Source organism: Anaerocolumna jejuensis DSM 15929 (assembly GCF_900142215.1).
Taxonomy (GTDB): domain Bacteria; phylum Bacillota; class Clostridia; order Lachnospirales; family Lachnospiraceae; genus Anaerocolumna; species Anaerocolumna jejuensis.
The window spans coordinates 1-24,063 of sequence record NZ_FRAC01000029.1; the positions used below are offsets into that span (position 1 = coordinate 1).

Below are 24,063 nucleotides of genomic sequence, written 5' to 3' on the forward strand. Positions count from 1 at the left end.
TGAACATCGATACCACAACAGGTTTGATAAGTAACTTTCATGGTCGAACTCCTTTCCCTAGTAAGATAAGAAGCCATTGACTGAACTGCCACACAATTTAACCAAGGCGTTAAAACAATTCTTAGTGTACGGACTCGTAGTACCACTTATTTGTGCTTGAAAAGGCAGGACTTACACTGATTATAATGCTGTCTAAAACGAGAAAGAATTTACAACTCCTCCTCCCGTGCTTTGTAGTGTAGCTTCTTGAAGCTATTATCTCATGGTGTGGAGGTTTTGAAAATCTTTCATTACTATTTGTGCCGCGCCTGAAGGCGCGCGGAATGGAGATTATAATGAATAAAGTAAATTTTTATCAAAAGAAATATGAAGCATTAGAAATATTTTATGGATGGGTTGACCAAGGAAGTGAATATGATGTGGCAGTTGAACAAAGTATATATTACAATAAACAGATGGACGAATTAGATGAAATTATTCTGAATATAACAATAGCAACTAGATTTTCTAGATGTGGAAAAACAATATCGGATAAATTTAAGAATAGATTAGAAAATATTATTTCTAAATATAAAACCATGAATTTAGAAAAATATTGGTTGACCGATGATGAAATGACTGTCCTTAATGAAGAAGTGGAAGAAATAGAAGGTATAATGTGCTGAAAGTGTGAAAGATATTCTTTAGAGAAATTATAAAGTTTATGCAATGTTGAATTTTATCTCCATACCTAGAAAGTAGAATCAACATAGGATGGAGATGAAATTTTTTAAGAGCTAGATTAAGTGGTTATTAAAAGAGTATGCAATTACTGAGAGTGGGAGATAGATTATATGAATGAAGAACGAAAATACTATTTAGAGCGTTATGAGCAAGAACGGGAAAAAATGGAGAATACGATAGGGAATGCAGAACTGTGTGAAAAATTTTCTAGTCATTCAACTGATGATAGTGACATCATCTACTGGAAAAAGAAAGGACTAGAAATTCGTGAAAAAGTTTATGGGAAAAAAAGTCTCCAACTAGGTAAATATTATGATTCACTGGCTGAATTATGTGTAAACTGTGGTAAATATAAATTGGCTAAATCTATGTGCGACAAGTCAATTAATGTCAAATTATTAGATGATACAGGACAATCAAATTTACTAAAGACGTATGAAATTATGATATCGATTTATGATGCAATGGATGATTACGAAAATGGAATTAAATGTGGTGAAGAAGCATTAAGCTTGAAGGAAGTAAAGAATCAAAATAATTATAATGAAGTCATTACAATTAATAAATACTTATCTTGGATTTTTAATCGTTTAAAAGATGAAGATAAAAGAGATTACCATATAAATCAAGCCTTAAATATTTCTGTTAATTATTTTGGAGAAAATAGTTTTCAAGCGGCAGAAATATATGTAGAAAAAGCACGTTTTCAATTAAAAGAAAGAAAAGAAAAATTAGAATTATTTAAAAAAGCACTAATTATTTTCTATGAAAATTTTGGATTTAATGATAGAAGAGCGACTAGAGTTTATCGTTTTATATGGAATTGTTGGGAGGGGAACCCAGCAGAGAGCATAGAGCTCGCAAATGACTGGTTAGAAAAAAATATTCCAAAAGATTTATATCATGAAATAAAAAAATGGAGAAAGTGAAATGATATATAAAAATTCAAATAGAGTTAATGAAGATATAAGTGACGAAATGATAGATTCCGTTAAATATTATGTAAAATCAGGATTTTATAGTGATGAAATGATTTTAAATTATATGAAAGGAGAATTAGAAGAAAGCTCTGAGATAGAACTCAAACAATTAATATTGGATGTTAAAAAAAACTATTGCCATCAGCAACAAGGTGATTTTCTGCGTCTAGATAAGGTGTTCAGAAAATTAACTGATAAAAAAATTATAACTATGCATAAAGCTGGATATTCTATGGATGAGGGATTTGAACTTTTAAATGAAATAGCGCAGGAAATGCATAAAGCCGGAAACATACTAATTGGCTGCTGTTTTTATCATGAACAAGACTTAATTGGATTAATTGAGCTTGATAAGAAAAAATTATATTTAGCGTATGGTAATTACTTAGATCAACCGGACGCTGTGGCTGTAGGTAAAATGATTGTATCTACATTAAAAGAAGAGGGGTTTTGTATTGAGTGGGATGGAAATAAAGAGTCAAGAATTGCTATTCTTAATATGAAGTGGGATAAGATTTATAACATACATAATGAGGAGTGAAATATACCTTTACTCTTGCACCTGGAATAGGGAGTAACCGCTGGCTGGCAGAAAGGGAAGAAGGGATACCATTCCTATCATCTGGACGAGCAGAACAGTACGGCTTATATAACAGATTCAGGTCAGAGGATAGAGAACAGCTATCAATATAATGCATTTGGAGGAATCTGGAGTAATAATGAAAAGGTTCATAAGGAGGCCAAAAATGAATTTATTGTCTGTGGTTAACAGCCAATTTGTAAACTTATATAACGAAAGTGAAATGCAACGGATTAAGGTGACGCCAGGAGACATACAAAAAGTTGCTGAATTAGCCCAAATACCGCTGCCTAAAATGTTAATAGATATTTTGGAAGAAGGGATAATTTATGGATTTAAAATTAAGGGTACATCAATAATTATAAACTTTGTTTATGTTGCAGATATTATCGATGTTGATGACAATTATCCGTATTTTAAAGAAGATATTAAGGAAGGACTGATTTTTGCTACAGATTTAGGTGGTAATGTGTATTATTATGGCAAGGGACAAGAAGGGGCAGGGTTGTATATTGTTGGAGCGGGTGATGGAAATTTTTTTGAAGAAGCGACTAAATTTGCAGAGACATTTGAAGACTTTTTTATTGAGGGGAAGGGAATTGATATCTTAGAAATGCGTTAATAAAGAGGCATACACAATCAAGTGGATATGCTTATTATCCGGATGGAAAGGGGGCTTCTGCTATACATATGAATATCGTCCGGCCCGAAAATTGATTAAGAAATCATCTTCGGGCCGGATGCTTGTATCCTGTACTTATTTTGATGATGGAAGCTTAAAGACCTTGACAGATGTATCCGGTCATACAGTATCATATGGATATGACAGACTGGGACAATTAGAGAGCATTTGCGATGAGAATGGGACTGAAATAGTCCGCTACTGTCACACTCCGGGAGGAAAACTAAAGTAAATCCGTCATGGAAACAGGATGCATACGGTCTATGAATATGATACAGATGACAATATCGTAAGGCTGACTTTGAAAAAAGAGGAAGAATCTCTTATCTCTGATTATTGCTCTGAGTATGATTTGAATGGAAACCGTACTCTAAAATCAGGCAGGTGTATCCTTCCAGGAGAAGAGAACTTGAGCGAACAGAGGATCTGCTATCGGTATGACAGTATGAACCGCCTGTTGGAAGAACGATATCATGACGACCCCATTCGTTACATCTATGATAAATGTGGAAACCGACTGGAAAAAGTAGATTACAAGAACAATATGTACTGGCTCAGCAAGCAAAAGAGCTAGAGGAAATGAAAAAGGAGAAATGTTAAAATGAGCGACTTTATTGCTATAAAAAAATTATATGATGCTTTAAAGACTTTAGATATCGAAGAATTTGACGAAGTGTACTTTGGCATAAGAGATGGTAAATACATGTTTTATCAAGAAGACATTCTTCAATTATGCAGTATATTCACACATAACTTCCCATATATGGAACCTCATCAGGAACGAAAAATAGTCAAGATGACCTTTATTACTATTGATAAATATGATATTCAACCAGCACTAGAAAAGTTAATTAAAGGTTTGAAAAATATTTTTGACAAAAGTTTAACAGATATAAAAGGAGAGACTGTGAATTTTTCATGTGAAGAAATTCTTGAAGAATATGTAAGCATATTTGTAAATAGCTATGAAAAGTCAAACATTATAGTATTTGGAGAATTAATGAACCGAGAAAATTGTCAAAATTTTAAGTTGAAAATAATAGAAATACTTGAAATGAGTATGGAGCATGCGGAAGATAACTATCTAATAAAAGGCAAAATACTTCTGGACATTATTAAACAAAATCAATAGTAAATTTCATATTAAAAAAAATCTGATTCAAGAAAATCCTGATCATACGATGTTATGGTCAGGGTTTTAAAGAGCGGTACATGGTATCGAGTGTGAAATTAGAACGCATTACAAATAGATAGTGGTAAGTTAGTAGTTTCAGAAGCAATATTAAAAACAAATGAGTTGGAAGTTGGATCATATATCACAGCACCAAAAACAGTCGGTAATGGTGTGACGCCCATCATATGCAATCTGCCAGTTCTATAAGTGCTGATGGTATTGATTACAATGATGGTTCTTGCCTCAATGTGATGGGGAAGACACATACAGGTATTTTTACCTACGGTTTAAGTGTGGAATATGCAACGAATGGTAGAATTATTAAAGGAGGTCATTAATGGGGATAGTACTATCGGATTTAAGTGAAAATATAATTGTGGGCGTTGTGTACAAAAATGTTTATAATTGGTATATTACAGATAAAGAAATTTGGTTTTTAGATTATAAGAAAAGAATTAAGATATTTGAGGATAAAGGATTTGAAATAAAAGAAGAGTATCTTGATGAAAGCAGACAAAATTTATTAATTTTAGATTCCCATAACATAAACATTTTTTTGGAAAGAATATCAGAGCATAAAATATCTACTAATGAATTAAGGAGACTTCTAATAGCTGGCAGGGCTACAGAGGATGATTCTTGGCTGTATGAATTTAGGCCTAGCTTATACGTAAATTTTGATAATCGTAAGCTATTTTCACTTTATTCCGAACCAGCATCTTATGAAGATTATGTACCATTAAATTGGGTAGGCAGTTATTTTGATTTTTTAGAGCTTGTACCAATAAAATGTAGGTACTGGATAAATGAAGATTCAGTGAATCTATTAGAAAGGTAAAAGTTATGAAAAAACTATATCAATAGATGTCTGAAGAATTTGAAAATGAACAAACGGGAGAATTTTAGGAGGAAATAAGTTATAATGGAAGAAAATAAAGAGATTGTGCTAGCAGAAAATGAAGTTTTAGAAATACTTAAAGAGATAAATCTAATTTTAATATCTTTACATGACATGGATTCATACTATATGGGTAAGGATGCAGGAGAATATGAAAAAGAAACTACTCGATTCGTTGATGAATGGAAAGTTACTAGTAGGCTAGCTAAAGTAAGAGGAGTATTATCAGAAAAATTTGATAACACCTTAGGAGATGATAATATGGACGATTTAGAAAGAGCGATGGAAGGCTTAAAGTATTGGGAAAAGCCAGGAGATGTTCCTGATGATATTGTTGAATAATAAAAGTTTAGTAAAACTACCTACATAACTTTAGATACTAGTGAGATATTTATTTAAGTTGCTAGTTCAATGGTATTTTTTATTAATGGAATTGTATCAGGAAGTTGATATCAGAAAACGCTAATAATAAATCTTAAAAATAGCAGAAATGAATAATAGACTTGATAGGTGGCTTGCTATTACTGAAGTATCATTACCATTAAGTCGGAAAGTACGGAATAATATGAAGATAAAGAGGGAGAAGCAATATGCTTTACAGGATTCGCGGAGATATATTTCTTAAAATAATAATCAGTTTTTTGACAGCACTTATTATAGTCTTACTACCCGATTACCAGTACCTTGTATATCGTTCTGTCACACCATTAACGAATCAGGATATAGAGGAAAAGGGGGCATATAATTGCATAGGCTATCCGGCCGCAAATGATGTATTTCAGACTGAAACTGTAGAAGATCTTGAGAAAAATCTTTATTTTACCATAACCGTAAACCGATCAGATTTAACACCAACCGGTTATTATGAAATCCTGGATCCTTCCAAAACCGGAATTCAGTATGGAACAGGAAGATATTCCCATGATACTGAAATCCATATGTATTTGGATAATGACATAATTGCTTTTGTTGAAAACAAGTTAGGAACCGAATACGGCCAATTTTATGTACTTAATTTAAAGGGAGAAAAAGTAATTATCAGACTGGATCAGACATTGCTAAAGGGGAGTGGAACCATACGTTTACCCCTAGGAACCGTAAATGGAAGCTATCCTGCGGAGTATTTTGAAAAGATACGGGAAAAATACGGTTTAGAAAAAGAGAACAGTGACTTTTACATAGAAACTACTGGCACTAACTGAATTATAGATTCCAGAATGGTGAAGTTAGGTGTGATAAAATTCATTAGTTATTTCATTATAGTAATTGCAGTATATATCATTTGTACCATAATATTTAAAAAGTATAAACTCTTTCGATAACATGTTATTATAAAGATATTCTAGGTGTATTCGTGTACTGTTAACAAAGGATCAGTACCGACTGGAGTTTTGCTGTCCGCATAGCAAACCAATAAATAATAGGAACGCACTCAAAAGAAAAAGGTGTGATAGTTGGAGATTTAATACCTAATCCTAATTATGGGAAGGAAAACTAATTGAAGGATGGGAAGATAGGAAAAATACTAAAAAATACACATTTTGTTTTCTATTAGTGTTCTGTATACTTTCACTCATGATTTTCATCATATTCATATGGATTGGACGGAAAGCACCGAGCTATAATACAAAGAGAAATGGATTGCAAGATGTTATAGAAAAATTAAATAATTATTCGGATTTTTTTAAAGAGAATAGCGTAAATGCCAGCGTTGTAATCAAGGACGAGAGACAATATTTGAAGATTAAATTTGATTCTGGCGCTGAAGCCTTATATGGAACAACATTGATAACGGTCTATACTAACATTAGTTGGAAGTACTACTCGGAATGTTATCAGGTGAATGTCGAAATCTATGATATTAGTGAGGATAAAAAAACAGCACAGGTTTCCACGAGTTATGATGGTGGATATGGTACAAGAGTGTGTTATTATCTCCCTGATTTTTATGATATTAAACCAGATTTGGGGGATTATTTGCAAGCAGATTTGGATGTAAAGAAAATTATATCAAAGGAGGAATTGCAGAAAATGTACAGTGAAGCTACCTATATGGAACAGAAAATTAAGGAAGAATATATGCGTCTTAATGACGGTCGGGAAATTAACAGGGAAAATGACAAAGATGAGTTGGTAAAATAGAAAGAAGTGATACAGCTATTTATTTAAATCATATAAAGACATGAGGAAAGGGTAATGATAATGGAGTTTAAAGATTTAAGAGATGTAAAGGCATTAATGGTTACTTTATCTCAAAAGGTTGAAAAATCAAATAAATATTATAATGATTTTATATGGTTTAGTAGTATTAATTATACAACAAACTCAGAGTATCATGGAGAAATAAAATTATTTATTGAAAGTATGATTAATCAAGATGATATTCCAACAATGAAACAAGAAGTATTTGATTTGCATAAATGGTTAAATAGATGAAAAATACGAAAAAACATGTACATAATTCATAATATGAACATTTGCATATGCATAAGCCGCAGAATATATTTACAAAAAGATTTTCTATAACGTTAAAAGAGAGTTCATGGAAATCCATAACACTTGGATGACACTTTATGCCAAAAGAGAGTGTTAGTAAAAGACCAAGTAAATTGGTAGAACACCAAACGAATAGTGGAGCTGATGGAAAGTCCAATGCGCCTTAGGATAGTATAAAGATGCAAATGGATTTATTTTATTAACGTAATTAGGAGGTAACATGGAACTTGAACCAGATGTAGAGGTATTATTTGAGTTTATTGGTCAAAGAAAGGGGAAGCTCACAATGGCCTATCAAGGCATTTTATCCGATTCAAAGAGCATCCGTTGATTTGCGGCAGCGATGTTTAGATAGAATTAAGTAAAGGGGCATATATGGATAAGGAAAAAGAAAAATTTATTCAACAAATATTATATGAAAAAGATATTGAAGAAGTATTAAAAGTAGTACAAGCTATTAACGATCCTGAAATGCTGTATATGTATGCTTATAATTATAATTGGGATAATGGGTTTGAGATACCTAAAAATATCATTTTTAATGATTGCTGTGATTTAAGTACAGCATTAATGATTTTTTACTCCGTTGATGGGTACAGGTATTTGCAGAAAAAAGATGAAAAGAATGATAGTTTAAAGGAATGGTCTGTTTTTATTAAGGAATTATATAATAGAATACTTAAAAATAGTTTTATAAAAAGCAATACAAAATTTGTTCCTCCTTTAAATAAAGTACAAATATTTAAGTTGAAAAAGGTTTTGGGTATGGAAGAGCATATATTTTTGGAAGAGATAGGAAGTAATGATTTAAATATATCTTTATAAATCCACTAATTGGAGGTAAAAATGGATTGGAGTTCCAAGATAAAAGATGTTTCGACAAGGAATGATTTTATAAAATTTATTGAAGAATTGAGCTTAGATTATTCAAAAAATAATGAAGAATGGGAAAATAAAGATCTAAATTCGTATTTTGAAGCTATAGCATCATGGAGTGAAGATATGGAAGGCTATTACACTAATGTGAAACTTGACCTTCCAAATAATATTAATTGGGAATTTATGGCCATGTTATTATATATAGGAAAAATTTATGAATAGGGATAGAAAAAGAGTTGATAGTTGGTGATAAAATCCTAATCCTAGTTATAGAAAGGATAACTATGCTAGAGGAAAATTTAAAAGTAAAAATTGCAAATGAAAAGAAAGAGATTTGTGAATTCGACTTAGTTCTATATGAAGGACACCCCGATAATAATGATTATATAAAGTTAGTGCTTCAGCAAAAAGAACAAGCTATTACGTTTAGTGCAGATAATTATTTTAAGGCACTAGAAAAGTTAAGAAGATATTTAGAAGACAGGAATCAGAAAATACTTTGTAAAGGCAGTAATGAAAATGTATATCCATCTGCAATGCAGCTAGATATGGGAGCTGGACGTAATGCATATTCATTAACATTAGGAAAACAAGCTAAATTTGCTGATGTAGTTGATATATTTGATGAAAGTAATTTTGACAGTTGTGTATCTTGTGATAAACAAAAGGATTTTTTTGAAAAATGGATAGAAAGCCTAAATAAATAATAAATAAATAATATAAGAGGGCATTAGTTAAATCCAAAATCTCAAATTTTATGTAAAATACGAAAGAAGTAACTGGAGATTAAATGAATATTAAAGAAATGATACTTGAATTTAAGAAACATAAAAATTTCGAGGTTAAAGATCCCTGTGGTTATCCAACACTTAATAACGGGCACATATTACCGGATGATATGAAAGAATTTTATAGTAGATGCGGCGGGATAATTTGTTATATTGAAGATGGAGGTTTCCCTATTGAAATATTATCTCCAATTATTGTAAAGCAGGCTAATCCTTCATTGCTGGGAAAGGAGTATGAGGAAGATATCTCATCTTCCTGGTATCTAATTGCAGATGCTGAAGATGGGAATTACATTTCAATAGATTGTAATTCATCTAGACTTGGCAGATGCTATGAAAGCTTTCAGTATAGTCATGCTGTTGCAGGAAATTGCCCCATTATCGCTTTGACATTTACCGAATTATTAAATAATATATTTAGTTATAAAGGAGATTATTTTTTCTGGAAAGATAATTCAAACTTTATAGTACATGGAGATGCTTATAATGCTGATTAAGTAATTATTGACCATTTTCTTGCCATGCTAAAAAACAGCCTTAATGGTTTTATTAATGTAAACCATTAAGGCTGTTTGATGATCTGATATTTTCTGATTTAATCATTTTTTAAAATAAGCAAAGCCGCAAACACCGGGACCGGCATGAGTTCCAACAACAGAGCCAATGGGACTTTCAATATATTCATGGAGGTTGAGGGTATCCTTGGAATACTGAATAAAGGCAGCCATATTATCCTTTTTTGCCGAATAGCCAATGCAGATTTCTTCCGTATTGTCAATGCCCTTATCCTGCTTGATCAGCTCTGTAAGCTTGTTATAGCCTCCTGCCATGCCTCTTGCTCTGGCAGCAAGGTTTACAACTCCATCCTTAACCTCAATAATCGGCTTGATGTTTAATAATCCGCCTGCAAAAGCACTCATACCGGATAAACGTCCGCCCTTTTTCAGGTATTCAAGACTTTCAAGCAGAGCAAAGAGCTGAATTCTAGTTTTGGCTTCTTCAAGCTTTTCTATGATTACCTCTGCAGCTAAATCCTGTTTTTTTAATGCGATAGCTTTTCTGACAAGGAGCTGAAGGCCAAGAGTAACGGTCAGGCTGTCAATTATATGGATATCTGCATATTCCGTCATGTCTTTTGCAATAAGGGCACTTTGATAGGTACCGCTTAGCTTGGAGGAAATAGTTATAACGATTGCCGTGTCACCATTGGCCTTTGCCTCTTCAAAATAAGGCAGAAACTGTTCCGGCGCCGGCTGGCTGGTAGTGGGAAGATTCTTTGATAAAACAAGCATTTCGTAAAACTGCTCATTTGTAATATCCAGACCGTCAAAATATTCTCTGTCATCGAATATTACACGTAAAGGAACAAGAGTAATATCCAATTTCTTAGCAAGCTCGATGCTGATATCGGAAGTGGAATCTGTAATTATTTTTATACTCATAGGTCCTCCTTTGGACTGGTGGTATTTCTATTTTGAAAAGTATGAAAAAACTCATGCAGAGTGGAGAGTGCAGTGGATAGTGTTTTTAGCTCGTCTTCTTTGAGCCTGGCGGAAATTCCCTCAACAAGATTCTGATGAAATGTCCGGTGGCAGCTATAAGCCTTCTCTCCTAATGGAGTGAGGCAAAGTCTTACATACCGCTTATCCTTGGAAAGCTTTTGCCGTATAAGATATCCCTTACTTTCCAGAGTCTTTACGGAAGTGGTAAGAGTACTGGCAGTCACATTAAGCTTCGCAGCAATTTCGCTCATAGAATACAAGCCTTCAGTATTCCCATCATTAACAGCTTCTATTACATGCATCTCATGAACGGACAGATTCTTAAAATCCCCCCTGGCTAAATCAGCTTCTTCCAGACGCAGTATATCGTGAAATACTTCAACCAGAAAGGTATTGATTGTTTCCTTGTATTGCTCCATAGGCTTCCTTTCAGTGTAAATATATTTATTATAAAATACTTTGAATATCAAAGTAATCTCATTGTAGCAAAGGGATATTGCTTTGTCAATAATAATTTGATGTTCAAAGTATTTTATATAACTGCAAATAAGGACGTAAAACTTCCCAAATTACGTCCTTATACAAAAGAAAAAATAACGATATAATTATGTTGTATTAGATAGAAGATTAAAAAAATGCCTGTTTTACCGGAGAGTGAAAGGAGAATGTTGTGCAAAATTACTATTTGGCGGTGGATATTGGGGCATCGGGCGGCAGACATATATTAGGTTCCATTTATAATGGTAAGCTTCAACTGGAGGAAATTTACCGCTTTGAAAACGGTTTGACAGAAAAAGACGGACATCTTTGCTGGGACCTTGAGATTCTGTTCTTAGAGATTCAAAAGGGTATGAAAAAGTGTAAGGAAGCAGGGAAAATACCTGCCAGCATGGGAGTAGATACCTGGGGTGTCGATTTCGTATTGCTAGACAAGGAAGATAAGGTCCTGGGAGCTGCGGTAGGGTACCGGGATAAACGTACCGATGGTATGGACGCTGAGGTGTACGGGATTATTGAAGAAAAACAGCTTTATAACCGTACCGGCATACAAAAGCAGATATTTAACACCATCTATCAGTTAATGGCAGTGGAAAGGACGGAGCCGGATATCCTTCAAAGGGCAGCAAGCCTTCTTATGATACCGGATTATTTTCACTTTCTCTTAACCGGCAGGAAGGTGCAGGAATACACCAATGCAACCACCACACAGCTGGTGAATCCAATAACAAAGGATTGGGATTATGCCCTGCTTGACAAGCTTGGTACAAAAAATGAAATTTTTCAAAAGATTACCATGCCCGGAACCTCTCTTGGGCATTTAAGCAGGGAAATCAGCCGGGAGGTTGGTTTTGACTGTGAAGTGGTACTGCCGGGTACCCATGATACGGCCTCAGCAGTTCTGGCAGTACCTGCCTGTGATGATGACTATGTGTATATCAGCTCCGGTACCTGGTCTCTTATGGGAATTGAGAGAATGGAGGCGGATTGCAGGGAAGAGAGCCGTCTTGCCAACTTTACCAACGAAGGCGGTTATGCATACCGGTTCCGCTATCTTAAGAACATAATGGGCTTGTGGATGATTCAGTCTGTGCGACATGAACTGGATGATCAGTATTCCTTTGCAGAGCTTTGCAGTATGGCAGAGAAAAACAGTTCCTTTTCCTCCATTGTGGATGTGAATGACCAGGTGTTTTTATCGCCGGAGAATATGAGCCAGGCCATTAAGGATTATCTGGAAGGAACCGGACAAAAGACTCCTGAATCCGTAGGAGAGCTTGCCGCCTGTGTTTACAACAGCCTGGCAAAGTGCTATGGGGAAGCGGTAGAGGAGATCGAAAGACTGACAGGAAGGACATTTAAGCGAATTCACATTGTCGGAGGCGGTTCCAATGCCGATTATTTGAACCAGCTTACGGCGGATTATACTGGAAAAGAGGTATGTGCAGGACCGGGGGAAGCTACGGCTCTTGGAAATATTCTTGCTCAGATGCTAAAGGCAGGAAATTTTGCATCCATAACGGAAGCCAGAAACTGTGTATATGACTCCTTTGGAGTGAGGGTATTTAAAAACAGAAAGGAAGGAAAATAATATGACAACAAAACAAAGATATGAATCAGCAAAAGAAATCTATAAAAAAATAGGTGTAGATACCGATGAAGCCATCAGCAAGATAAGGAAGACATCCATTTCCATGCATTGCTGGCAGGGAGATGATGTAGGAGGCTTTGAAGGAGCAGGGCAGCTCTCCGGTGGTATCCAGGCAACAGGAAACTATCCCGGAAAGGCAAGAACTCCGGAAGAATTAATGGCTGATATTGATAAGGCCTTAAGCCTGGTTCCTGGTAAACACCGTATTAACCTTCATGCCAGTTATGCCATTTTTGAGCCGGGAGAAAAGGTTGACAGGGATAAGCTGGAGCCAAAGCACTTTGCCAGGTGGGTGGAATTTGCCAAGGAAAGAGGTCTTGGACTGGATTTTAATCCCACCTATTTTGCACATCCCAAGGCAGAAGGACTGACCCTTTCCAGCGAAAAGGAAGAGATTCGCAAGTTTTGGATTGATCATGGCAAGGCCTGCGTCCGTATTGCGGAATACTTTGCAACAGAACTTGGAACCCACTGCCTTTTAAATATCTGGATACCAGATGGATTTAAGGATATTCCTGCCGACAGGCTGGGACCCAGAGCAAGATTAAAGGACTCCCTGGACCAGATTACGTCTGTAGAATACGACAAGTCCAAGGTGTACATTGCTGTAGAATCCAAAGTCTTCGGCATTGGACTGGAAGCCTGCACTGTAGGTTCCCATGAGTTCTATATGAATTATGCCGCTAAGAATGACCTTCTCTGCCTGCTTGACAATGGGCATTACCATCCTACAGAAGTAGTATCAGATAAGATTCCCTCCATGCTGTTGTTTTCTGATAAATTAGCCCTCCATGTTACAAGGCCCATAAGATGGGACAGTGACCATGTGGTGCTCTTTGATGATGAAACCAAAGAAATTGCAAAGGAAATTGTCCGCTGCAATGCTCTTGACAGAGTGTTGATTGGATTGGATTTCTTCGATGCAAGCATTAACCGTATCTCCGCCTGGGTAGTGGGCATGAGAAATATGATAAAGGCTCTTTTGTATGCGGCTCTCCAGCCCGCTGAAAAGCTGGCAGGTTTGCAGAATGAAAGAAGCTTCACAGAGCTTATGATGCTGATGGAAGAACTAAAATCCTATCCCTTCGGAGATGTATGGGATTATTACTGTGAATTAAATGAAGTACCGGAAAGGGAAGAATGGTTTACCACCGTATCCGATTATGAGAAAGATGTATTATCAAATAGAAAGTAAGTTCTTACAGAAGCTTATAAGGACTCTGGTGTAATGGAAATTATATATAAAGAGTGCAAAAAGAGTTCACCATATACTGGTTTTACAGACAGAAAAAGCCTCAGGCCTCTTTCATTAAGACGGTTTTCAGCCGGTATCTTAGTAGAAAGCCCCGAGGTTTTTTTATTTAAATGCTTCCTAGCACATTGACCTTGACTTATGGCATCCGAATCATACATGCAAAGCAAACACAAAACAAATAAACCAAAAGTAAAGACAAATAAATATATCATTTTTAAGCATAATCTATTGACTGATAAGTGCTTTCGTGGTAAGATACAGACAAATAAACATAAAACAAATAAAAACAACATAATAAAAGGAGACTGAATTATGATATCAGAGTACGAAATCAAAAAGGAAATATGCGAAATCGGTAAAAGGATTTACAACAGGGGCATGGTTGCTGCCAATGACGGTAACATATCCGTTAAATTAAGCGACAATGAATTTCTATGTACACCCACCGGTGTAAGCAAAGGCTTTATGACACCGGAATACATATGTAAGGTTGATAAAGAGGGAAAGGTACTCCAGGCAAACGGCAGCTTTAAACCCTCCTCTGAAATAAAGATGCATATGCGCGTATACAAGGAAAGACCCGATGTAAATTCCGTTGTACATGCACATCCCATGTATGCAACCGGCTTTGCCATTGCGGGAATTCCTTTGACACAGCCCATCATGCCGGAAGCAGTTATCAGCCTTGGCTGTGTACCGATTGCAGAGTACGGTACTCCTTCTACAGAAGAAATTCCTAATGCCGTATCCAAATATCTTCCCTATTATGATGCCGTATTACTGGAAAACCACGGAGCATTGACCTATAGCGATTCTTTGCTGAATGCTTATCACAAGATGGAATCCGTTGAGTTCTATGCAAAGCTTTTATATATTTCAAAACAGCTGGGCGGACCCCAGGAATTAAACGATGCTCAGGTACAGAGATTATATGAAATCCGCAGACAGTTCGGAATGACAGGAAAGCATCCTGCCGACCTTTGCCAGAACAACAAGGACGGAAAGGCAAGCTGCCATGGCTGCAACAGCAAAAATGCATCAGAACAGGATTCCACCCAGCTGGTAGCTGAAATCACGAAAAAAGTAATGGAGCAGTTAGGACTGAAATAATCCCTGAAGGTGGTTAAGCAGTATGGAATTGAAAGAAGGCAGAGAAAGCAATCCCGTGGGCAGTATATACCGGGAGCTTGCAGAGGTGGAAGACAGACTGAAAGAATTCACTGCTTCTGTAAACGACAGCCAGTTAAATGAAATTCTGACAGAAGCTCAAATAAAGCTTGATACGGCCAGACTGCATATAGTGGAAGCGGCTGTGAGGACAGCTTTAAAAGATACTTCCCTGTCTGACTCCCTTATAGAAAACCGGCAGGATAAGAAGCTCTTTCCGGATAATATCTCCCTCAAACAGGCTTTATGGCTGACGGAACAGCTAAAAGAAGAAGCGGAAAGATTGGGAATGGCAGTGGTAATTGCTATAGCGGATAAAGCCGCCAGGCCCATTACGGTCCAGTCCATGGAGGAAGCTTATATTGCAAGCTTTGATATAGCTCTTAACAAGGCATTTACCAGCGCTGCCCTGAAAATGTCCACCTCAGAGTTAAAGAGTCTGAGCCAGCCCGGCAAAGAGCTCTATGGGATACAAAATACAAATGAAGGTAAAATTGTGATATTCGGAGGCGGGGAACCCCTTATTTATAAGGATACCCTCCTTGGCGGCCTGGGCGTAAGCGGAGGGACGGAAAGTCAGGATTCTGCCCTTGCGGCTTACGGAAAAGAAAAATTAAAGGAGGCTTTTTCGTGGATTTAAGTGAAACACAGGTAAAGGACATCGTAAGAAAAGTCCTTCTTCAGATGGAAGCAGGGAACAGAGAGGATAAGAAGCTGTCCGGGATATTTACGGATATGAATGATGCCATTGAAGCTTCTATCAAAGCCCAAAAGGTAATGCAGAGGCTTTCCGTAGATTCCAGAGAGAAGATCATCTCCAATATCCGGAAGAAAACGTTGGAAAATGCGGAGCTTTTGGCACGCATGGGCGTGGAAGAGACCGGAATGGGAAATGTAGGACATAAGATACTAAAGCATCAGCTGTTAGCAGAAAAGACTCCGGGAACGGAAGACATTACAACCACAGCCTGGTCGGGAGACCGGGGGCTTACCCTTGTGGAAATGGGGCCTTTTGGAGTAATCGGAGCGATAACCCCCTGTACAAACCCAAGTGAAACCATACTTTGCAACAGTATCGGTATGATTGCGGGAGGAAATACCGTGGTATTCAATCCCCATCCGGCGGCTATCGGAGTATCGAATCTGGCCGTACATATTGTAAATGAAGCTTCCAAAGAGGCAGGCGGCCCGGAGAATATTGCAGTATCCCTTGCAAAGCCGACTCTTGCTTCCGGGGATATTATGATGAAGCATAAGAGCATCCCTCTTATTGTGGCAACAGGAGGTCCGGGAGTAGTAACCACCGTTCTTTCCTCCGGTAAGAGAGGAATCGGAGCGGGGGCCGGCAATCCGCCCGTACTGGTGGATGAAACAGCGGATATTAAAAAGGCGGCAGCCGACATCGTAAACGGCGCTACCTTTGACAATAACCTGCCCTGCATCGCAGAAAAGGAAATTGTTGCAGTAAGCAGTATTGTAGATGAATTGACTCATTATCTGATAGAGAACGGCTGCTATGTCATATCCAGGGAAGAACAGGATAGGCTGACAGCACTGGTATTAAAGGATAACAAGCTGAACAGAAAGTGTGTGGGAAAGGATGCCCGGACCCTCCTTGGCATGGTAGGGATAAATACTCCTGAAAATATCCGCTGCATTATCTTTGAAGGCGAAAAGGAGCATCCCTTAATTGCGGAAGAGCTTATGATGCCCATTTTGGGTATCGTCAGAGCCGCAGATATTGACGATGCCATCGAAAAGGCCCTTTGGCTGGAGCATGGCAACCGCCATTCCGCCCATATGCATTCGACCAATGTGAACCATTTAACACGTTTTGGAAAAGCAATCGACACGGCTATTTTTGTAAAGAATGCACCTTCCTATGCCGCTCTTGGCTTTGGAGGCGAGGGTTATTGCACCTTTACCATAGCCAGCAGAACGGGAGAAGGCCTGACCTCAGCCAGAACCTTTACCAAACAAAGACGCTGTGTAATGGCCGACAGTCTTTGCATCCGTTAGAAGCCCTTAAGAATCAGGAGGATATAAAGTGGAAACAAATTCAATTAATATTGAAGACATTGTAAAGCAGGTACTCTCAGAAATGACCGGGGATAAGAAAGTACCGGCAGGCAGTAAAACTGCCGGAGACATTCCAAAGACTGCAAGAGTTGCCATGCTTACAAAACTGGAGCATTTTGACATCAGGGAATATCCCATTCCGGAGCTTGGCGAGGAGGATATTCTGGTCAAGGTTGAGGGCTGCGGCATCTGCGGTACCGATGCCCATGAATTCAAAAGAGACCCCTTTGCCTTAATTCCGGTAGTTCTGGGCCATGAAGGTACCGGCGAAATCGTGAAAATGGGCAGTAAGGTGAAAAAAGACAGTGCCGGAAAACCCTTAAAGGTGGGGGATAAGGTCGTGACCTGTATGATATTTAAGGATAATCCGGACATCACCATGTTTGACTTAAACAAGCAGAACGTAGGAGGAGCGGACGTATACGGACTTCTGCCCGATGATGATGTTCACTTAAACGGATGGTTCTCTGATTATATCCTTATCAGGGGCGGTTCTACTGTATTTAACGTAAGTGACCTGGACCTGGATTCCAGAATCCTCATTGAGCCCTGTGCAGTATTGATTCATGCGGTAGAAAGGGCAAAGACAACAGGAATCCTGCGGTTTAACAGCAGAGTTGTGGTTCAGGGCTGCGGTCCCATCGGTTTAATCTGTATTGCCGTACTGCGTACCATGGGAATTGAGAATATTGTGGCTGTGGACGGAGAAGAAAAACGCCTTGCCTTTGCAAAGGAAATGGGCGCGGAAACGACTGTTAACTTCAAGAACTATAAGGGAGTTGAGGAACTGGCAGAAGGTGTAAAGGAAGCCTTTTCAGGCTATCTTGCAGATTTCGCCTTCCAGTGTACCGGTTCTCCCGCAGGACATTCCAATATTTATAAATTCATCCGAAACGGCGGAGGACTTTGTGAGCTGGGATTCTTCATCAATGGAGGAAATGCCACCATCAATCCCCACTTTGATATTTGCTCCAAGGAAATAACAACCGTTGGCTCCTGGGTATACACCTTAAGGGATTATGCCACTACCTTTGACTTCATCAAACGGGCAAAGGGAATTGGGCTTCCGTTAAATAAGCTGATTACCCATAAATATTCCCTGGAGCAGATTAATGAAGGCTTTGCCACCAACTTAAAGATGGAAGGCCTGAAGATAGCCGTCGTCAATTCACTGTAAGGAAAGGCGGTAGGTGTATATGGCAATGGCCGTCGGAATAATAGAGGTATACGGGCTTGTGGCAGCCTTTGTGGCTGGGGATGCAGGCTGTAAGGCCGCCAATGTTACATTGGAGACCTTTGACAGGAATAAGCCTGCCAATGCAGAGAAGCTTCCCGTCCCTCTCATCATTATGGTGAAATTCAGGGGAAATGTTTCGGATGTCAGAGCAGCGGTAGAAGCGGCCGAGATTGCCGCAAATGGTATATCCGGTGTGATATCCAAGCATGTAATTGCCAATCCGGAGGAAGGCACGGAGAAAATGCTTGCCTTGAACGGACTGGATAAGAGCTGATAGTTTAAAAATGCGTTACTCAAATTTCAATTTAGCATATTCCAAGCATACTTGGGATATGCATGGGGATTAATGTGAAGAATATCCCATCGTTAGAAAAAGGAACCAGCATAAAAAGTTCATTTTGAAATTAATATAGGTTTTTACTAAAAATCATAATTAACAGGAGGAAATACAAAATGGCACAGGAAGCATTGGGAATGGTCGAAACAAGAGGTCTTACAGCAGCAATCGAAGCAGCGGACGCTATGGTAAAGGCAGCGGAGGTTGTATTGGTCGGAACAGAAAAAATAGGCTCCGGACTTGTAACCGTATTAGTAAGAGGTGATGTCGGTGCAGTGAAGGCAGCTACGGAAGTAGGCGCAAATGCAGCTTCCAGATTAGGAGAACTGGTTGCGGTACATGTAATTCCAAGACCTCATACGGATGTTGAGAAAATTCTTCCGAAAATCTGATCTGTTCATAAAAAGATAAGGAGCAGGCAATGAAATCATTAGGATTTATTGAAATCCCAGGAGTTACGGCGGCTATTGAAGCTCTGGATGTCATGCTGAAGACCGCCGATGTGGAATTCGTAACCTGGGAGAGGAAGCTTGGCGGAAGGTTGGTAACCATTATCGTAAGAGGAGAGGTATCCGCAGTGACCCAGGCAGTTGAGACAGCTGCAAAAGGCGCAATGAAGCAGCCCTGTGTCCATGCCGTGATACCAAATCCCCATGAAGAAACAATACGGATGGTAACCTTAAGTGCGTCCAGGCTGGCGCAATAGTGAAACGAGGTTGGTATGGCAGACAACAAGAATCAGGATGTTATAGGTAATACCCAAAACCCTGGCAAAAAACCAGCGGGGCGGAAGGAAAGCACGAAAGAAATCAGCAATCCGGCTGTACAGCAAAATCAAAAGGAACAGCCTAAGGATACACAGCAGGCAGCGGAAACCGCTGCTGTAAAAATCAATAAAACAATTATAAAGGAAACAGCAAAAGAAGCTGTGAAGGAGGTCAAAATGGCACAGGAAGCATTGGGAATGGTGGAAACAAGAGGTTTGGTAGCTGCAATTGAAGCAGCGGATGCCATGTTAAAGGCAGCAAATGTTACATTAGTTGGAACAGAAAAAATCGGTTCCGGTCTCGTAAGTGTTATGGTAAGGGGAGACGTTGGTGCTGTAAAAGCAGCTGTGGAATCCGGTGCAAGCAGTGCCTCCAAATTAGGCGAGCTGGTAGCTACACATGTAATTCCAAGACCTCATACGGATGTTGAGAAGATTCTACCCACATTAAAATAATCTGGCAGGTGGATATTTTGGAAGAAAGAGACGTTGAATTAATCACTGCCCTTGTCATTAAGGCCATGGAGGGCAGTAAGGAAAAAGAGAGTTATGCCGTACCTATAGGTGTTTCCGCAAGACATGTCCATCTGACCGGAGAGCATGTTGAAATCCTCTTTGGAAAAGGCTATGAGCTTACCAGGAAAAAAGAGCTGATGGGCGGACAGTTTGCCTCCAATGAGCAGGTGACCATAGTTGGATATAAGCTGAGAGCGATGGAAAATGTCCGGATATTAGGTCCGGTCAGGAAAAAATCCCAGGTCGAGATATCCGCTACGGATGCCATTAAGCTGGGGATTAAAGCCCCTGTCAGGGATTCGGGAGATATTGAAAACTCTGCCCCTATCACAATCGTAGGGCCAAAGGGAGCCATATACCTGAAAGAGGGCTGTATTATTGCCAAACGCCACATCCATATGGCACCCTCCGATGCCAGGGCTGCCGGTGTAAAAAACGGTGAAGTGGTATCGGTTAAGGCTGAAAATGTGAGAGGCACCACCTTTAACCATGTCACGATCAGAGTAGATGAAAGCTACACCCTGGAAATGCATATTGACACCGATGAAGCAAATGCAGCAGGGATTATAACCGGGGATACTGCATTGATATATAAAAGTTAGTGTGAAAATTAAAAACAATTTTCACATGCAAGATTGAGCCTGCGAAATCCTCAGCCCAATCTTGCGGCGCGTTGGAAAGGATAGCAGTTAGTGTGAAAATTAAAAGCAATTTTCGGATATTCAATCATTGACTGGATATCCGGGAAAGAGGGCAATATGATAGTCGGAAAAGTAGTCGGTTCCGTTGTGGCCACCAGAAAGTCGGAAAGCCTCATAGGCTGTAAATTTCTCATAGTAGAACCCTTTGAGAAAATGGAGCAGGGCGGAAGAATTGTAGCCGTGGATAATGTAGGTGCCGGTATCGGTGAAATTGTCCTTGTTGCAAAGGGCAGCAGTGCCCGTATCGGCTGCGGTATGGATAAGGCACCGGTGGATGCCGCCATTGTAGGCATTGTAGATGACGGAATAGGATTGGAGTAACACAGCATGGAACTACAGGAACTTATTGGTATTGTAAAAGAGTCCGGTGTAGCCGGAGCGGGAGGAGCAGGTTTTCCCACCTATGCCAAGCTTGATAAGCGGGCGGAGGCTATTATCTTAAACTGTGCGGAATGTGAGCCGCTGCTTAAGGTACACAGGCAGCTTCTGGAGAAGCATGCTTATGAAATCATGGAGACCTTTCAATTCATAGGTGAAGTCCTGGAGGCCAAAAGAAGGATAATTGGAGTAAAGGAAGCCTATAAGGCTACTGTAAATGCTCTGAAAGGAAACCTTCCCTCCTTTCAGGAGCTGGAGCTTAAGCTTCTGCCGGAAATCTATCCCGTGGGAGACGAAGTGGTGCTGATCTATGAAGCTCTGGGATTCATAATTCCCCCCGGAGGAATCCCCATTGAAAAGGGTGTGGCGGTATTTAATGTAGAAACCGTCTATAATATCTATAAGGCCCTTCATTTCGGAAAACCTGTAACCTCCAAATATCTTACAATAGCCGGAGAAGTAACCAAGCCCGTAACAGTCCACGCCCCAATCGGCATGGAGGTCAGGGAGGTGCTTAAAGCAGCGGGAGAGATTACCGTCAAAAATCCGGTATTTATAATGGGCGGACCCATGACGGGAAGCCTTGTTACCTCCTATGCAGTCGTTACAAAGACCACCAATGCCATACTGGTACTGGACGGTGACCACCGCCTGGTAAAGCGGATGCAGTCGGATATTTCCATTGATATGAAACGGGCCATGTCCATCTGCTGTCAATGTGAGATGTGTACGGACCTCTGTCCCAGGAACTTACTGGGGCATCCTATTTCCCCTCATATGTTCATGCGTATGGCAACCAGTGGTGTAACGAAGGATCTGAGTCCTTTTTTAGATACCTTTTACTGCTGTTCCTGCGGGGTCTGCGAACTTTATGCCTGTCCCCAGGACCTGTCTCCCAGAAGGCTTATAACCCAGTATAAAAACGGACTGAGAAGTAAGGGCCTTGCACCGGATAAGAATGTGCAGTCAAAAGAACCGCTGTCTGCCAGAGAGTACCGCAGGATACCCATGGATAGGCTGACCGCAAGACTGGGTCTGGCTGAATACAACAAAGAGGCTCCCCTTTGCGAAACCAGATTAACTCCGCCGCAGGTCAAGATAATGCTGTCACAGCATATCGGTGCCAAGGCTGTACCCCTGGTGAAAAAAGGTGACCAGGTGGAGGACGGAAGCCTTTTGGCAAAAGCCCAGGAAGGAAAGCTGTCCCTGCCCGTACACGCTTCCATAACGGGAGAAGTAACAGAGGCAGGTCAGGATTATATCATAATACAAAACAGCAATGAGAGGATGCAGGCACTATGAGCAAGGCAATCGGAATGGTAGAATACAAGACGGTATCCACGGGACTTCTTGCCGCAGACACCATGGTCAAAACAGCAGAGGTAGAAATTCTGGAGGCTCAGACAGTCTGCCCGGGAAAGTACATTGTACTGTTAAAGGGTGAGCTTTCGGCTGTAAAGCAATCCGTTGAGGCCGCCAAAGAAAAATACAGGGAACATCTCATAGACAGCTTTATTTTAGGAAATCCCCATGATTCCATATTTGCGGCAATCTATGGAGCTGCGGCAGTCGAGCATATAGGTGCCTTGGGCATTCTGGAGACTTTTTCGGCGGCATCCATTATTGTTGCAGCGGACGAAGCTGCCAAGTCTGCGGAAGTGCAGCTGATAGAGCTGCGGATTGCCAGAGGAATGTGCGGTAAATCCTATATGCTCCTGACCGGAGAAATCGCTGCCGTAGAAGCTGCCATAGAGAAAGCAAAAGCAGCCCTTAAGGATTCCTCCATGCTTTTGGATTATGCCGTACTTGCCAATCCCGACAGAAAGCTTTGCAAAAGCATCTTGTAAAAGTATTTTGCAACTTCTACACAACTTGTTTATAATACTACTGATAGGAAAATTAATAAGGTAGGTGGAAAAGATGCTTGCAATTGAAAGAAAAAATCAGATACTGGAAATATTGCAGAAAGATAAGCGGGTTTTGGTAAGTGACTTAAGCCAGGCATTTGAAGTAACAGAGGAGACCATCCGCAGGGATTTGGAAAAGCTTGAAAAAGAAGGCTTTGCAAAGAAAACCTACGGCGGAGCTATTTTAAATGAAAGTGTTAATGTGGATTTGCCCTATACAGTCAGAAAAAAGGCCAATGTCTCCAATAAGGAGTACATTGCGGACATCATATGCTCCATGATAGAGGATGGGGACCATATTATGATGGATGCCAGTTCCACAGCCGTTTATGCGGCAAAGCGTTTAAAGAACAAAAAAAATATAACCCTCATCACCAATTCCATTGAGATCCTGCTGGAACTATCGGATATGGCAGGCTGGAAGGTACTTTCCACCGGTGGAATGCTAAAGGAGGGCTCCTTATCCCTGGTGGGCTATCAGGCAGAGAAAATGCTGGAAAATTACCATGTGGATAAGGCGGTTATTTCCTGTAAAGGTCTTGATATGGAGCGGGGCATTACCGATTCCAACGAAATGGAGGCCCAGATCAAGAAGCTGATGTTAGCTTCGGCAGGAACCAGAATACTTGCGGCAGATTCCACCAAGTTCGACAGGATATCCTTTACAAGAATCGGAGGACTTCAGAATCTGGATTATCTCATTACCGACAAGGAGCCGGTGGAGAAATGGAAGCAGGTATTTGAAAAAACAGGTATAAACTTAAAATACGAATAAAAATGCAGCAGGCATTTCACATAAAAAGATCATGTTATTTCGGAGAAAGGGTAAGTTGCCGCCGCTATGGCAACAGTACAGCGGCAACGGGTGC

General features: G+C 39.5%; 32 protein-coding genes. 30 read left to right on the forward strand and 2 right to left on the reverse strand.

Annotated features, from left to right (window positions below; translation table 11 throughout):
* Window positions 1–335 precede the first annotated feature (335 nt).
* The 15 genes from BUB77_RS22840 (at window position 336) to BUB77_RS22910 (ending at window position 9,697) form a co-directional block, all read left to right on the forward strand.
* Window positions 336–665 carry a hypothetical protein gene (locus BUB77_RS22840; RefSeq protein ID WP_139241290.1) on the forward strand — a complete coding sequence of 110 codons (330 nt, stop codon included), beginning with the start codon at window positions 336–338 and terminating at the stop codon, window positions 663–665.
* Between the two features lie 168 nt (window positions 666–833).
* Complete coding sequence (locus BUB77_RS22845; protein ID WP_073279334.1) at window positions 834–1,652, forward strand: hypothetical protein; 819 nt, start codon at window positions 834–836, stop codon at window positions 1,650–1,652.
* A gap of 1 nt (window position 1,653) precedes the next feature.
* Window positions 1,654–2,244, forward strand: coding sequence for a DUF6891 domain-containing protein (locus BUB77_RS22850; RefSeq protein ID WP_073279335.1), 591 nt, complete (start codon window positions 1,654–1,656; stop codon window positions 2,242–2,244).
* A gap of 205 nt (window positions 2,245–2,449) precedes the next feature.
* Window positions 2,450–2,905, forward strand: a complete 456-nt coding sequence (locus tag BUB77_RS22855) for an SMI1/KNR4 family protein (protein WP_073279336.1) — start codon at window positions 2,450–2,452, stop codon at window positions 2,903–2,905.
* Between the two features lie 310 nt (window positions 2,906–3,215).
* Window positions 3,216–3,539, forward strand: coding sequence for an RHS repeat domain-containing protein (locus BUB77_RS22860; RefSeq protein WP_073279337.1), 324 nt, complete (start codon window positions 3,216–3,218; stop codon window positions 3,537–3,539).
* 27 nt (window positions 3,540–3,566) lie between these two features.
* The gene (locus tag BUB77_RS22865) at window positions 3,567–4,097 is read left to right on the forward strand and encodes a hypothetical protein (protein WP_073279338.1); all 531 of its coding nucleotides are present in this window, start codon (window positions 3,567–3,569) and stop codon (window positions 4,095–4,097) included.
* A 379-nt stretch (window positions 4,098–4,476) separates the two neighbouring features.
* A complete protein-coding gene (locus BUB77_RS22870; RefSeq protein WP_084124630.1) occupies window positions 4,477–4,977 on the forward strand; it encodes a hypothetical protein in 501 nt (166 codons plus the stop codon).
* A gap of 84 nt (window positions 4,978–5,061) precedes the next feature.
* On the forward strand, window positions 5,062–5,379 hold the full coding sequence (locus tag BUB77_RS22875) for a hypothetical protein (protein WP_139241291.1): 318 nt from the start codon (window positions 5,062–5,064) through the stop codon (window positions 5,377–5,379).
* Window positions 5,380–5,627: 248 nt separating this feature from the next.
* Window positions 5,628–6,239: a hypothetical protein gene (locus tag BUB77_RS22880; RefSeq protein WP_073279340.1), complete on the forward strand. Its 612-nt coding sequence runs from the start codon at window positions 5,628–5,630 to the stop codon at window positions 6,237–6,239.
* Between the two features lie 439 nt (window positions 6,240–6,678).
* Window positions 6,679–7,179 (forward strand): hypothetical protein, encoded by a 501-nt coding sequence (locus BUB77_RS22885; protein ID WP_073279341.1) that lies wholly within the window; start codon window positions 6,679–6,681, stop codon window positions 7,177–7,179.
* Between the two features lie 54 nt (window positions 7,180–7,233).
* Window positions 7,234–7,473, forward strand: coding sequence for a hypothetical protein (locus tag BUB77_RS22890; protein ID WP_073279342.1), 240 nt, complete (start codon window positions 7,234–7,236; stop codon window positions 7,471–7,473).
* Window positions 7,474–7,908: 435 nt separating this feature from the next.
* Entirely contained in the window at window positions 7,909–8,358 is a 450-nt protein-coding gene (locus BUB77_RS22895) for a DUF4274 domain-containing protein (RefSeq protein ID WP_073279343.1), read from the forward strand.
* Window positions 8,359–8,379: 21 nt separating this feature from the next.
* Window positions 8,380–8,634, forward strand: coding sequence for a DUF7660 family protein (locus BUB77_RS22900; protein ID WP_073279344.1), 255 nt, complete (start codon window positions 8,380–8,382; stop codon window positions 8,632–8,634).
* Between the two features lie 62 nt (window positions 8,635–8,696).
* On the forward strand, window positions 8,697–9,119 hold the full coding sequence (locus tag BUB77_RS22905) for a hypothetical protein (protein ID WP_073279345.1): 423 nt from the start codon (window positions 8,697–8,699) through the stop codon (window positions 9,117–9,119).
* Between the two features lie 83 nt (window positions 9,120–9,202).
* Window positions 9,203–9,697, forward strand: coding sequence for an SMI1/KNR4 family protein (locus tag BUB77_RS22910; RefSeq protein ID WP_073279346.1), 495 nt, complete (start codon window positions 9,203–9,205; stop codon window positions 9,695–9,697).
* 102 nt (window positions 9,698–9,799) lie between these two features.
* Here BUB77_RS22910 and BUB77_RS22915 read toward each other — a convergent pair whose 3' ends face one another.
* Together BUB77_RS22915 and BUB77_RS22920 are read right to left on the reverse strand one after the other, a co-directional pair.
* Window positions 9,800–10,642 (reverse strand): DegV family protein, encoded by an 843-nt coding sequence (locus BUB77_RS22915; RefSeq protein WP_073279347.1) that lies wholly within the window; start codon window positions 10,640–10,642, stop codon window positions 9,800–9,802.
* Window positions 10,639–11,121: a MarR family winged helix-turn-helix transcriptional regulator gene (locus BUB77_RS22920; RefSeq protein WP_073279420.1), complete on the reverse strand. Its 483-nt coding sequence runs from the start codon at window positions 11,119–11,121 to the stop codon at window positions 10,639–10,641. Before BUB77_RS22920 ends, BUB77_RS22915 begins: the two co-directional genes overlap by 4 nt.
* A gap of 251 nt (window positions 11,122–11,372) precedes the next feature.
* On the opposite strand from BUB77_RS22920, the gene rhaB reads away from it, so the two are divergent.
* The 15 genes from rhaB (at window position 11,373) to BUB77_RS22995 (ending at window position 23,969) form a co-directional block, all read left to right on the forward strand.
* Window positions 11,373–12,791, forward strand: coding sequence for a rhamnulokinase (gene rhaB / locus BUB77_RS22925; protein ID WP_073279348.1), 1,419 nt, complete (start codon window positions 11,373–11,375; stop codon window positions 12,789–12,791).
* Window position 12,792: 1 nt separating this feature from the next.
* The gene (locus BUB77_RS22930) at window positions 12,793–14,046 is read left to right on the forward strand and encodes an L-rhamnose isomerase (protein ID WP_073279349.1); all 1,254 of its coding nucleotides are present in this window, start codon (window positions 12,793–12,795) and stop codon (window positions 14,044–14,046) included.
* A 372-nt stretch (window positions 14,047–14,418) separates the two neighbouring features.
* Complete coding sequence (locus BUB77_RS22935) at window positions 14,419–15,216, forward strand: class II aldolase/adducin family protein (protein ID WP_073279350.1); 798 nt, start codon at window positions 14,419–14,421, stop codon at window positions 15,214–15,216.
* 22 nt (window positions 15,217–15,238) lie between these two features.
* Window positions 15,239–15,913 carry a GlcG/HbpS family heme-binding protein gene (locus tag BUB77_RS22940; RefSeq protein ID WP_084124632.1) on the forward strand — a complete coding sequence of 225 codons (675 nt, stop codon included), beginning with the start codon at window positions 15,239–15,241 and terminating at the stop codon, window positions 15,911–15,913.
* On the forward strand, window positions 15,904–17,292 hold the full coding sequence (locus BUB77_RS22945) for an aldehyde dehydrogenase family protein (RefSeq protein WP_073279351.1): 1,389 nt from the start codon (window positions 15,904–15,906) through the stop codon (window positions 17,290–17,292). Before BUB77_RS22940 ends, BUB77_RS22945 begins: the two co-directional genes overlap by 10 nt.
* A gap of 28 nt (window positions 17,293–17,320) precedes the next feature.
* Window positions 17,321–18,529: a zinc-dependent alcohol dehydrogenase gene (locus BUB77_RS22950; protein ID WP_073279352.1), complete on the forward strand. Its 1,209-nt coding sequence runs from the start codon at window positions 17,321–17,323 to the stop codon at window positions 18,527–18,529.
* A gap of 19 nt (window positions 18,530–18,548) precedes the next feature.
* Entirely contained in the window at window positions 18,549–18,863 is a 315-nt protein-coding gene (locus BUB77_RS22955; protein WP_073279353.1) for a BMC domain-containing protein, read from the forward strand.
* Window positions 18,864–19,042: 179 nt separating this feature from the next.
* On the forward strand, window positions 19,043–19,318 hold the full coding sequence (gene pduA / locus BUB77_RS22960) for a propanediol utilization microcompartment protein PduA (protein ID WP_073279354.1): 276 nt from the start codon (window positions 19,043–19,045) through the stop codon (window positions 19,316–19,318).
* Window positions 19,319–19,347: 29 nt separating this feature from the next.
* Complete coding sequence (locus BUB77_RS22965; protein WP_073279355.1) at window positions 19,348–19,632, forward strand: BMC domain-containing protein; 285 nt, start codon at window positions 19,348–19,350, stop codon at window positions 19,630–19,632.
* Window positions 19,633–19,869: 237 nt separating this feature from the next.
* Window positions 19,870–20,148 carry a BMC domain-containing protein gene (locus BUB77_RS29575; protein WP_139241294.1) on the forward strand — a complete coding sequence of 93 codons (279 nt, stop codon included), beginning with the start codon at window positions 19,870–19,872 and terminating at the stop codon, window positions 20,146–20,148.
* A 65-nt stretch (window positions 20,149–20,213) separates the two neighbouring features.
* Window positions 20,214–20,810, forward strand: coding sequence for a phosphate propanoyltransferase (gene pduL / locus BUB77_RS22975; RefSeq protein ID WP_408606429.1), 597 nt, complete (start codon window positions 20,214–20,216; stop codon window positions 20,808–20,810).
* 156 nt (window positions 20,811–20,966) lie between these two features.
* Complete coding sequence (locus tag BUB77_RS22980) at window positions 20,967–21,230, forward strand: EutN/CcmL family microcompartment protein (protein WP_073279358.1); 264 nt, start codon at window positions 20,967–20,969, stop codon at window positions 21,228–21,230.
* A gap of 6 nt (window positions 21,231–21,236) precedes the next feature.
* The gene (locus tag BUB77_RS22985; protein ID WP_073279359.1) at window positions 21,237–22,589 is read left to right on the forward strand and encodes a 4Fe-4S dicluster domain-containing protein; all 1,353 of its coding nucleotides are present in this window, start codon (window positions 21,237–21,239) and stop codon (window positions 22,587–22,589) included.
* A complete protein-coding gene (locus tag BUB77_RS22990) occupies window positions 22,586–23,134 on the forward strand; it encodes a BMC domain-containing protein (RefSeq protein WP_073279360.1) in 549 nt (182 codons plus the stop codon). The genes BUB77_RS22985 and BUB77_RS22990 overlap by 4 nt, the downstream gene beginning before the upstream one ends.
* A 73-nt stretch (window positions 23,135–23,207) precedes the next feature.
* Window positions 23,208–23,969, forward strand: coding sequence for a DeoR/GlpR family DNA-binding transcription regulator (locus BUB77_RS22995; RefSeq protein ID WP_073279361.1), 762 nt, complete (start codon window positions 23,208–23,210; stop codon window positions 23,967–23,969).
* Window positions 23,970–24,063 lie beyond the last annotated feature (94 nt).

What these genes read in the sequence shown, in the direction of transcription:
- BUB77_RS22865 (WP_073279338.1), top strand. Translation starts at nt 3,567, where the DNA reads ATGAGCGACTTTATTGCTATAAAAAAATTATATGATGCTTTAAAGACT.
- BUB77_RS22915 (WP_073279347.1), bottom strand. Translation starts at nt 10,642, where the DNA reads ATGAGTATAAAAATAATTACAGATTCCACTTCCGATATCAGCATCGAG.
- BUB77_RS22985 (WP_073279359.1), top strand. Translation starts at nt 21,237, where the DNA reads ATGGAACTACAGGAACTTATTGGTATTGTAAAAGAGTCCGGTGTAGCC.
- BUB77_RS22895 (WP_073279343.1), top strand. Translation starts at nt 7,909, where the DNA reads ATGGATAAGGAAAAAGAAAAATTTATTCAACAAATATTATATGAAAAA.
- BUB77_RS22940 (WP_084124632.1), top strand. Translation starts at nt 15,239, where the DNA reads ATGGAATTGAAAGAAGGCAGAGAAAGCAATCCCGTGGGCAGTATATAC.
- BUB77_RS22845 (WP_073279334.1), top strand. Translation starts at nt 834, where the DNA reads ATGAATGAAGAACGAAAATACTATTTAGAGCGTTATGAGCAAGAACGG.
- BUB77_RS22875 (WP_139241291.1), top strand. Translation starts at nt 5,062, where the DNA reads ATGGAAGAAAATAAAGAGATTGTGCTAGCAGAAAATGAAGTTTTAGAA.
- BUB77_RS22965 (WP_073279355.1), top strand. Translation starts at nt 19,348, where the DNA reads ATGAAATCATTAGGATTTATTGAAATCCCAGGAGTTACGGCGGCTATT.
- BUB77_RS22905 (WP_073279345.1), top strand. Translation starts at nt 8,697, where the DNA reads ATGCTAGAGGAAAATTTAAAAGTAAAAATTGCAAATGAAAAGAAAGAG.
- BUB77_RS22900 (WP_073279344.1), top strand. Translation starts at nt 8,380, where the DNA reads ATGGATTGGAGTTCCAAGATAAAAGATGTTTCGACAAGGAATGATTTT.
- BUB77_RS22850 (WP_073279335.1), top strand. Translation starts at nt 1,654, where the DNA reads ATGATATATAAAAATTCAAATAGAGTTAATGAAGATATAAGTGACGAA.
- BUB77_RS22890 (WP_073279342.1), top strand. Translation starts at nt 7,234, where the DNA reads ATGATAATGGAGTTTAAAGATTTAAGAGATGTAAAGGCATTAATGGTT.
- BUB77_RS22880 (WP_073279340.1), top strand. Translation starts at nt 5,628, where the DNA reads ATGCTTTACAGGATTCGCGGAGATATATTTCTTAAAATAATAATCAGT.
- pduA (WP_073279354.1), top strand. Translation starts at nt 19,043, where the DNA reads ATGGCACAGGAAGCATTGGGAATGGTCGAAACAAGAGGTCTTACAGCA.
- BUB77_RS29575 (WP_139241294.1), top strand. Translation starts at nt 19,870, where the DNA reads ATGGCACAGGAAGCATTGGGAATGGTGGAAACAAGAGGTTTGGTAGCT.
- BUB77_RS22870 (WP_084124630.1), top strand. Translation starts at nt 4,477, where the DNA reads ATGGGGATAGTACTATCGGATTTAAGTGAAAATATAATTGTGGGCGTT.
- BUB77_RS22980 (WP_073279358.1), top strand. Translation starts at nt 20,967, where the DNA reads ATGATAGTCGGAAAAGTAGTCGGTTCCGTTGTGGCCACCAGAAAGTCG.
- BUB77_RS22990 (WP_073279360.1), top strand. Translation starts at nt 22,586, where the DNA reads ATGAGCAAGGCAATCGGAATGGTAGAATACAAGACGGTATCCACGGGA.
- BUB77_RS22955 (WP_073279353.1), top strand. Translation starts at nt 18,549, where the DNA reads ATGGCAATGGCCGTCGGAATAATAGAGGTATACGGGCTTGTGGCAGCC.
- pduL (WP_408606429.1), top strand. Translation starts at nt 20,214, where the DNA reads ATGGAGGGCAGTAAGGAAAAAGAGAGTTATGCCGTACCTATAGGTGTT.
- BUB77_RS22935 (WP_073279350.1), top strand. Translation starts at nt 14,419, where the DNA reads ATGATATCAGAGTACGAAATCAAAAAGGAAATATGCGAAATCGGTAAA.
- BUB77_RS22840 (WP_139241290.1), top strand. Translation starts at nt 336, where the DNA reads ATGAATAAAGTAAATTTTTATCAAAAGAAATATGAAGCATTAGAAATA.
- BUB77_RS22920 (WP_073279420.1), bottom strand. Translation starts at nt 11,121, where the DNA reads ATGGAGCAATACAAGGAAACAATCAATACCTTTCTGGTTGAAGTATTT.
- BUB77_RS22995 (WP_073279361.1), top strand. Translation starts at nt 23,208, where the DNA reads ATGCTTGCAATTGAAAGAAAAAATCAGATACTGGAAATATTGCAGAAA.
- BUB77_RS22855 (WP_073279336.1), top strand. Translation starts at nt 2,450, where the DNA reads ATGAATTTATTGTCTGTGGTTAACAGCCAATTTGTAAACTTATATAAC.
- BUB77_RS22860 (WP_073279337.1), top strand. Translation starts at nt 3,216, where the DNA reads ATGCATACGGTCTATGAATATGATACAGATGACAATATCGTAAGGCTG.
- BUB77_RS22930 (WP_073279349.1), top strand. Translation starts at nt 12,793, where the DNA reads ATGACAACAAAACAAAGATATGAATCAGCAAAAGAAATCTATAAAAAA.
- BUB77_RS22910 (WP_073279346.1), top strand. Translation starts at nt 9,203, where the DNA reads ATGAATATTAAAGAAATGATACTTGAATTTAAGAAACATAAAAATTTC.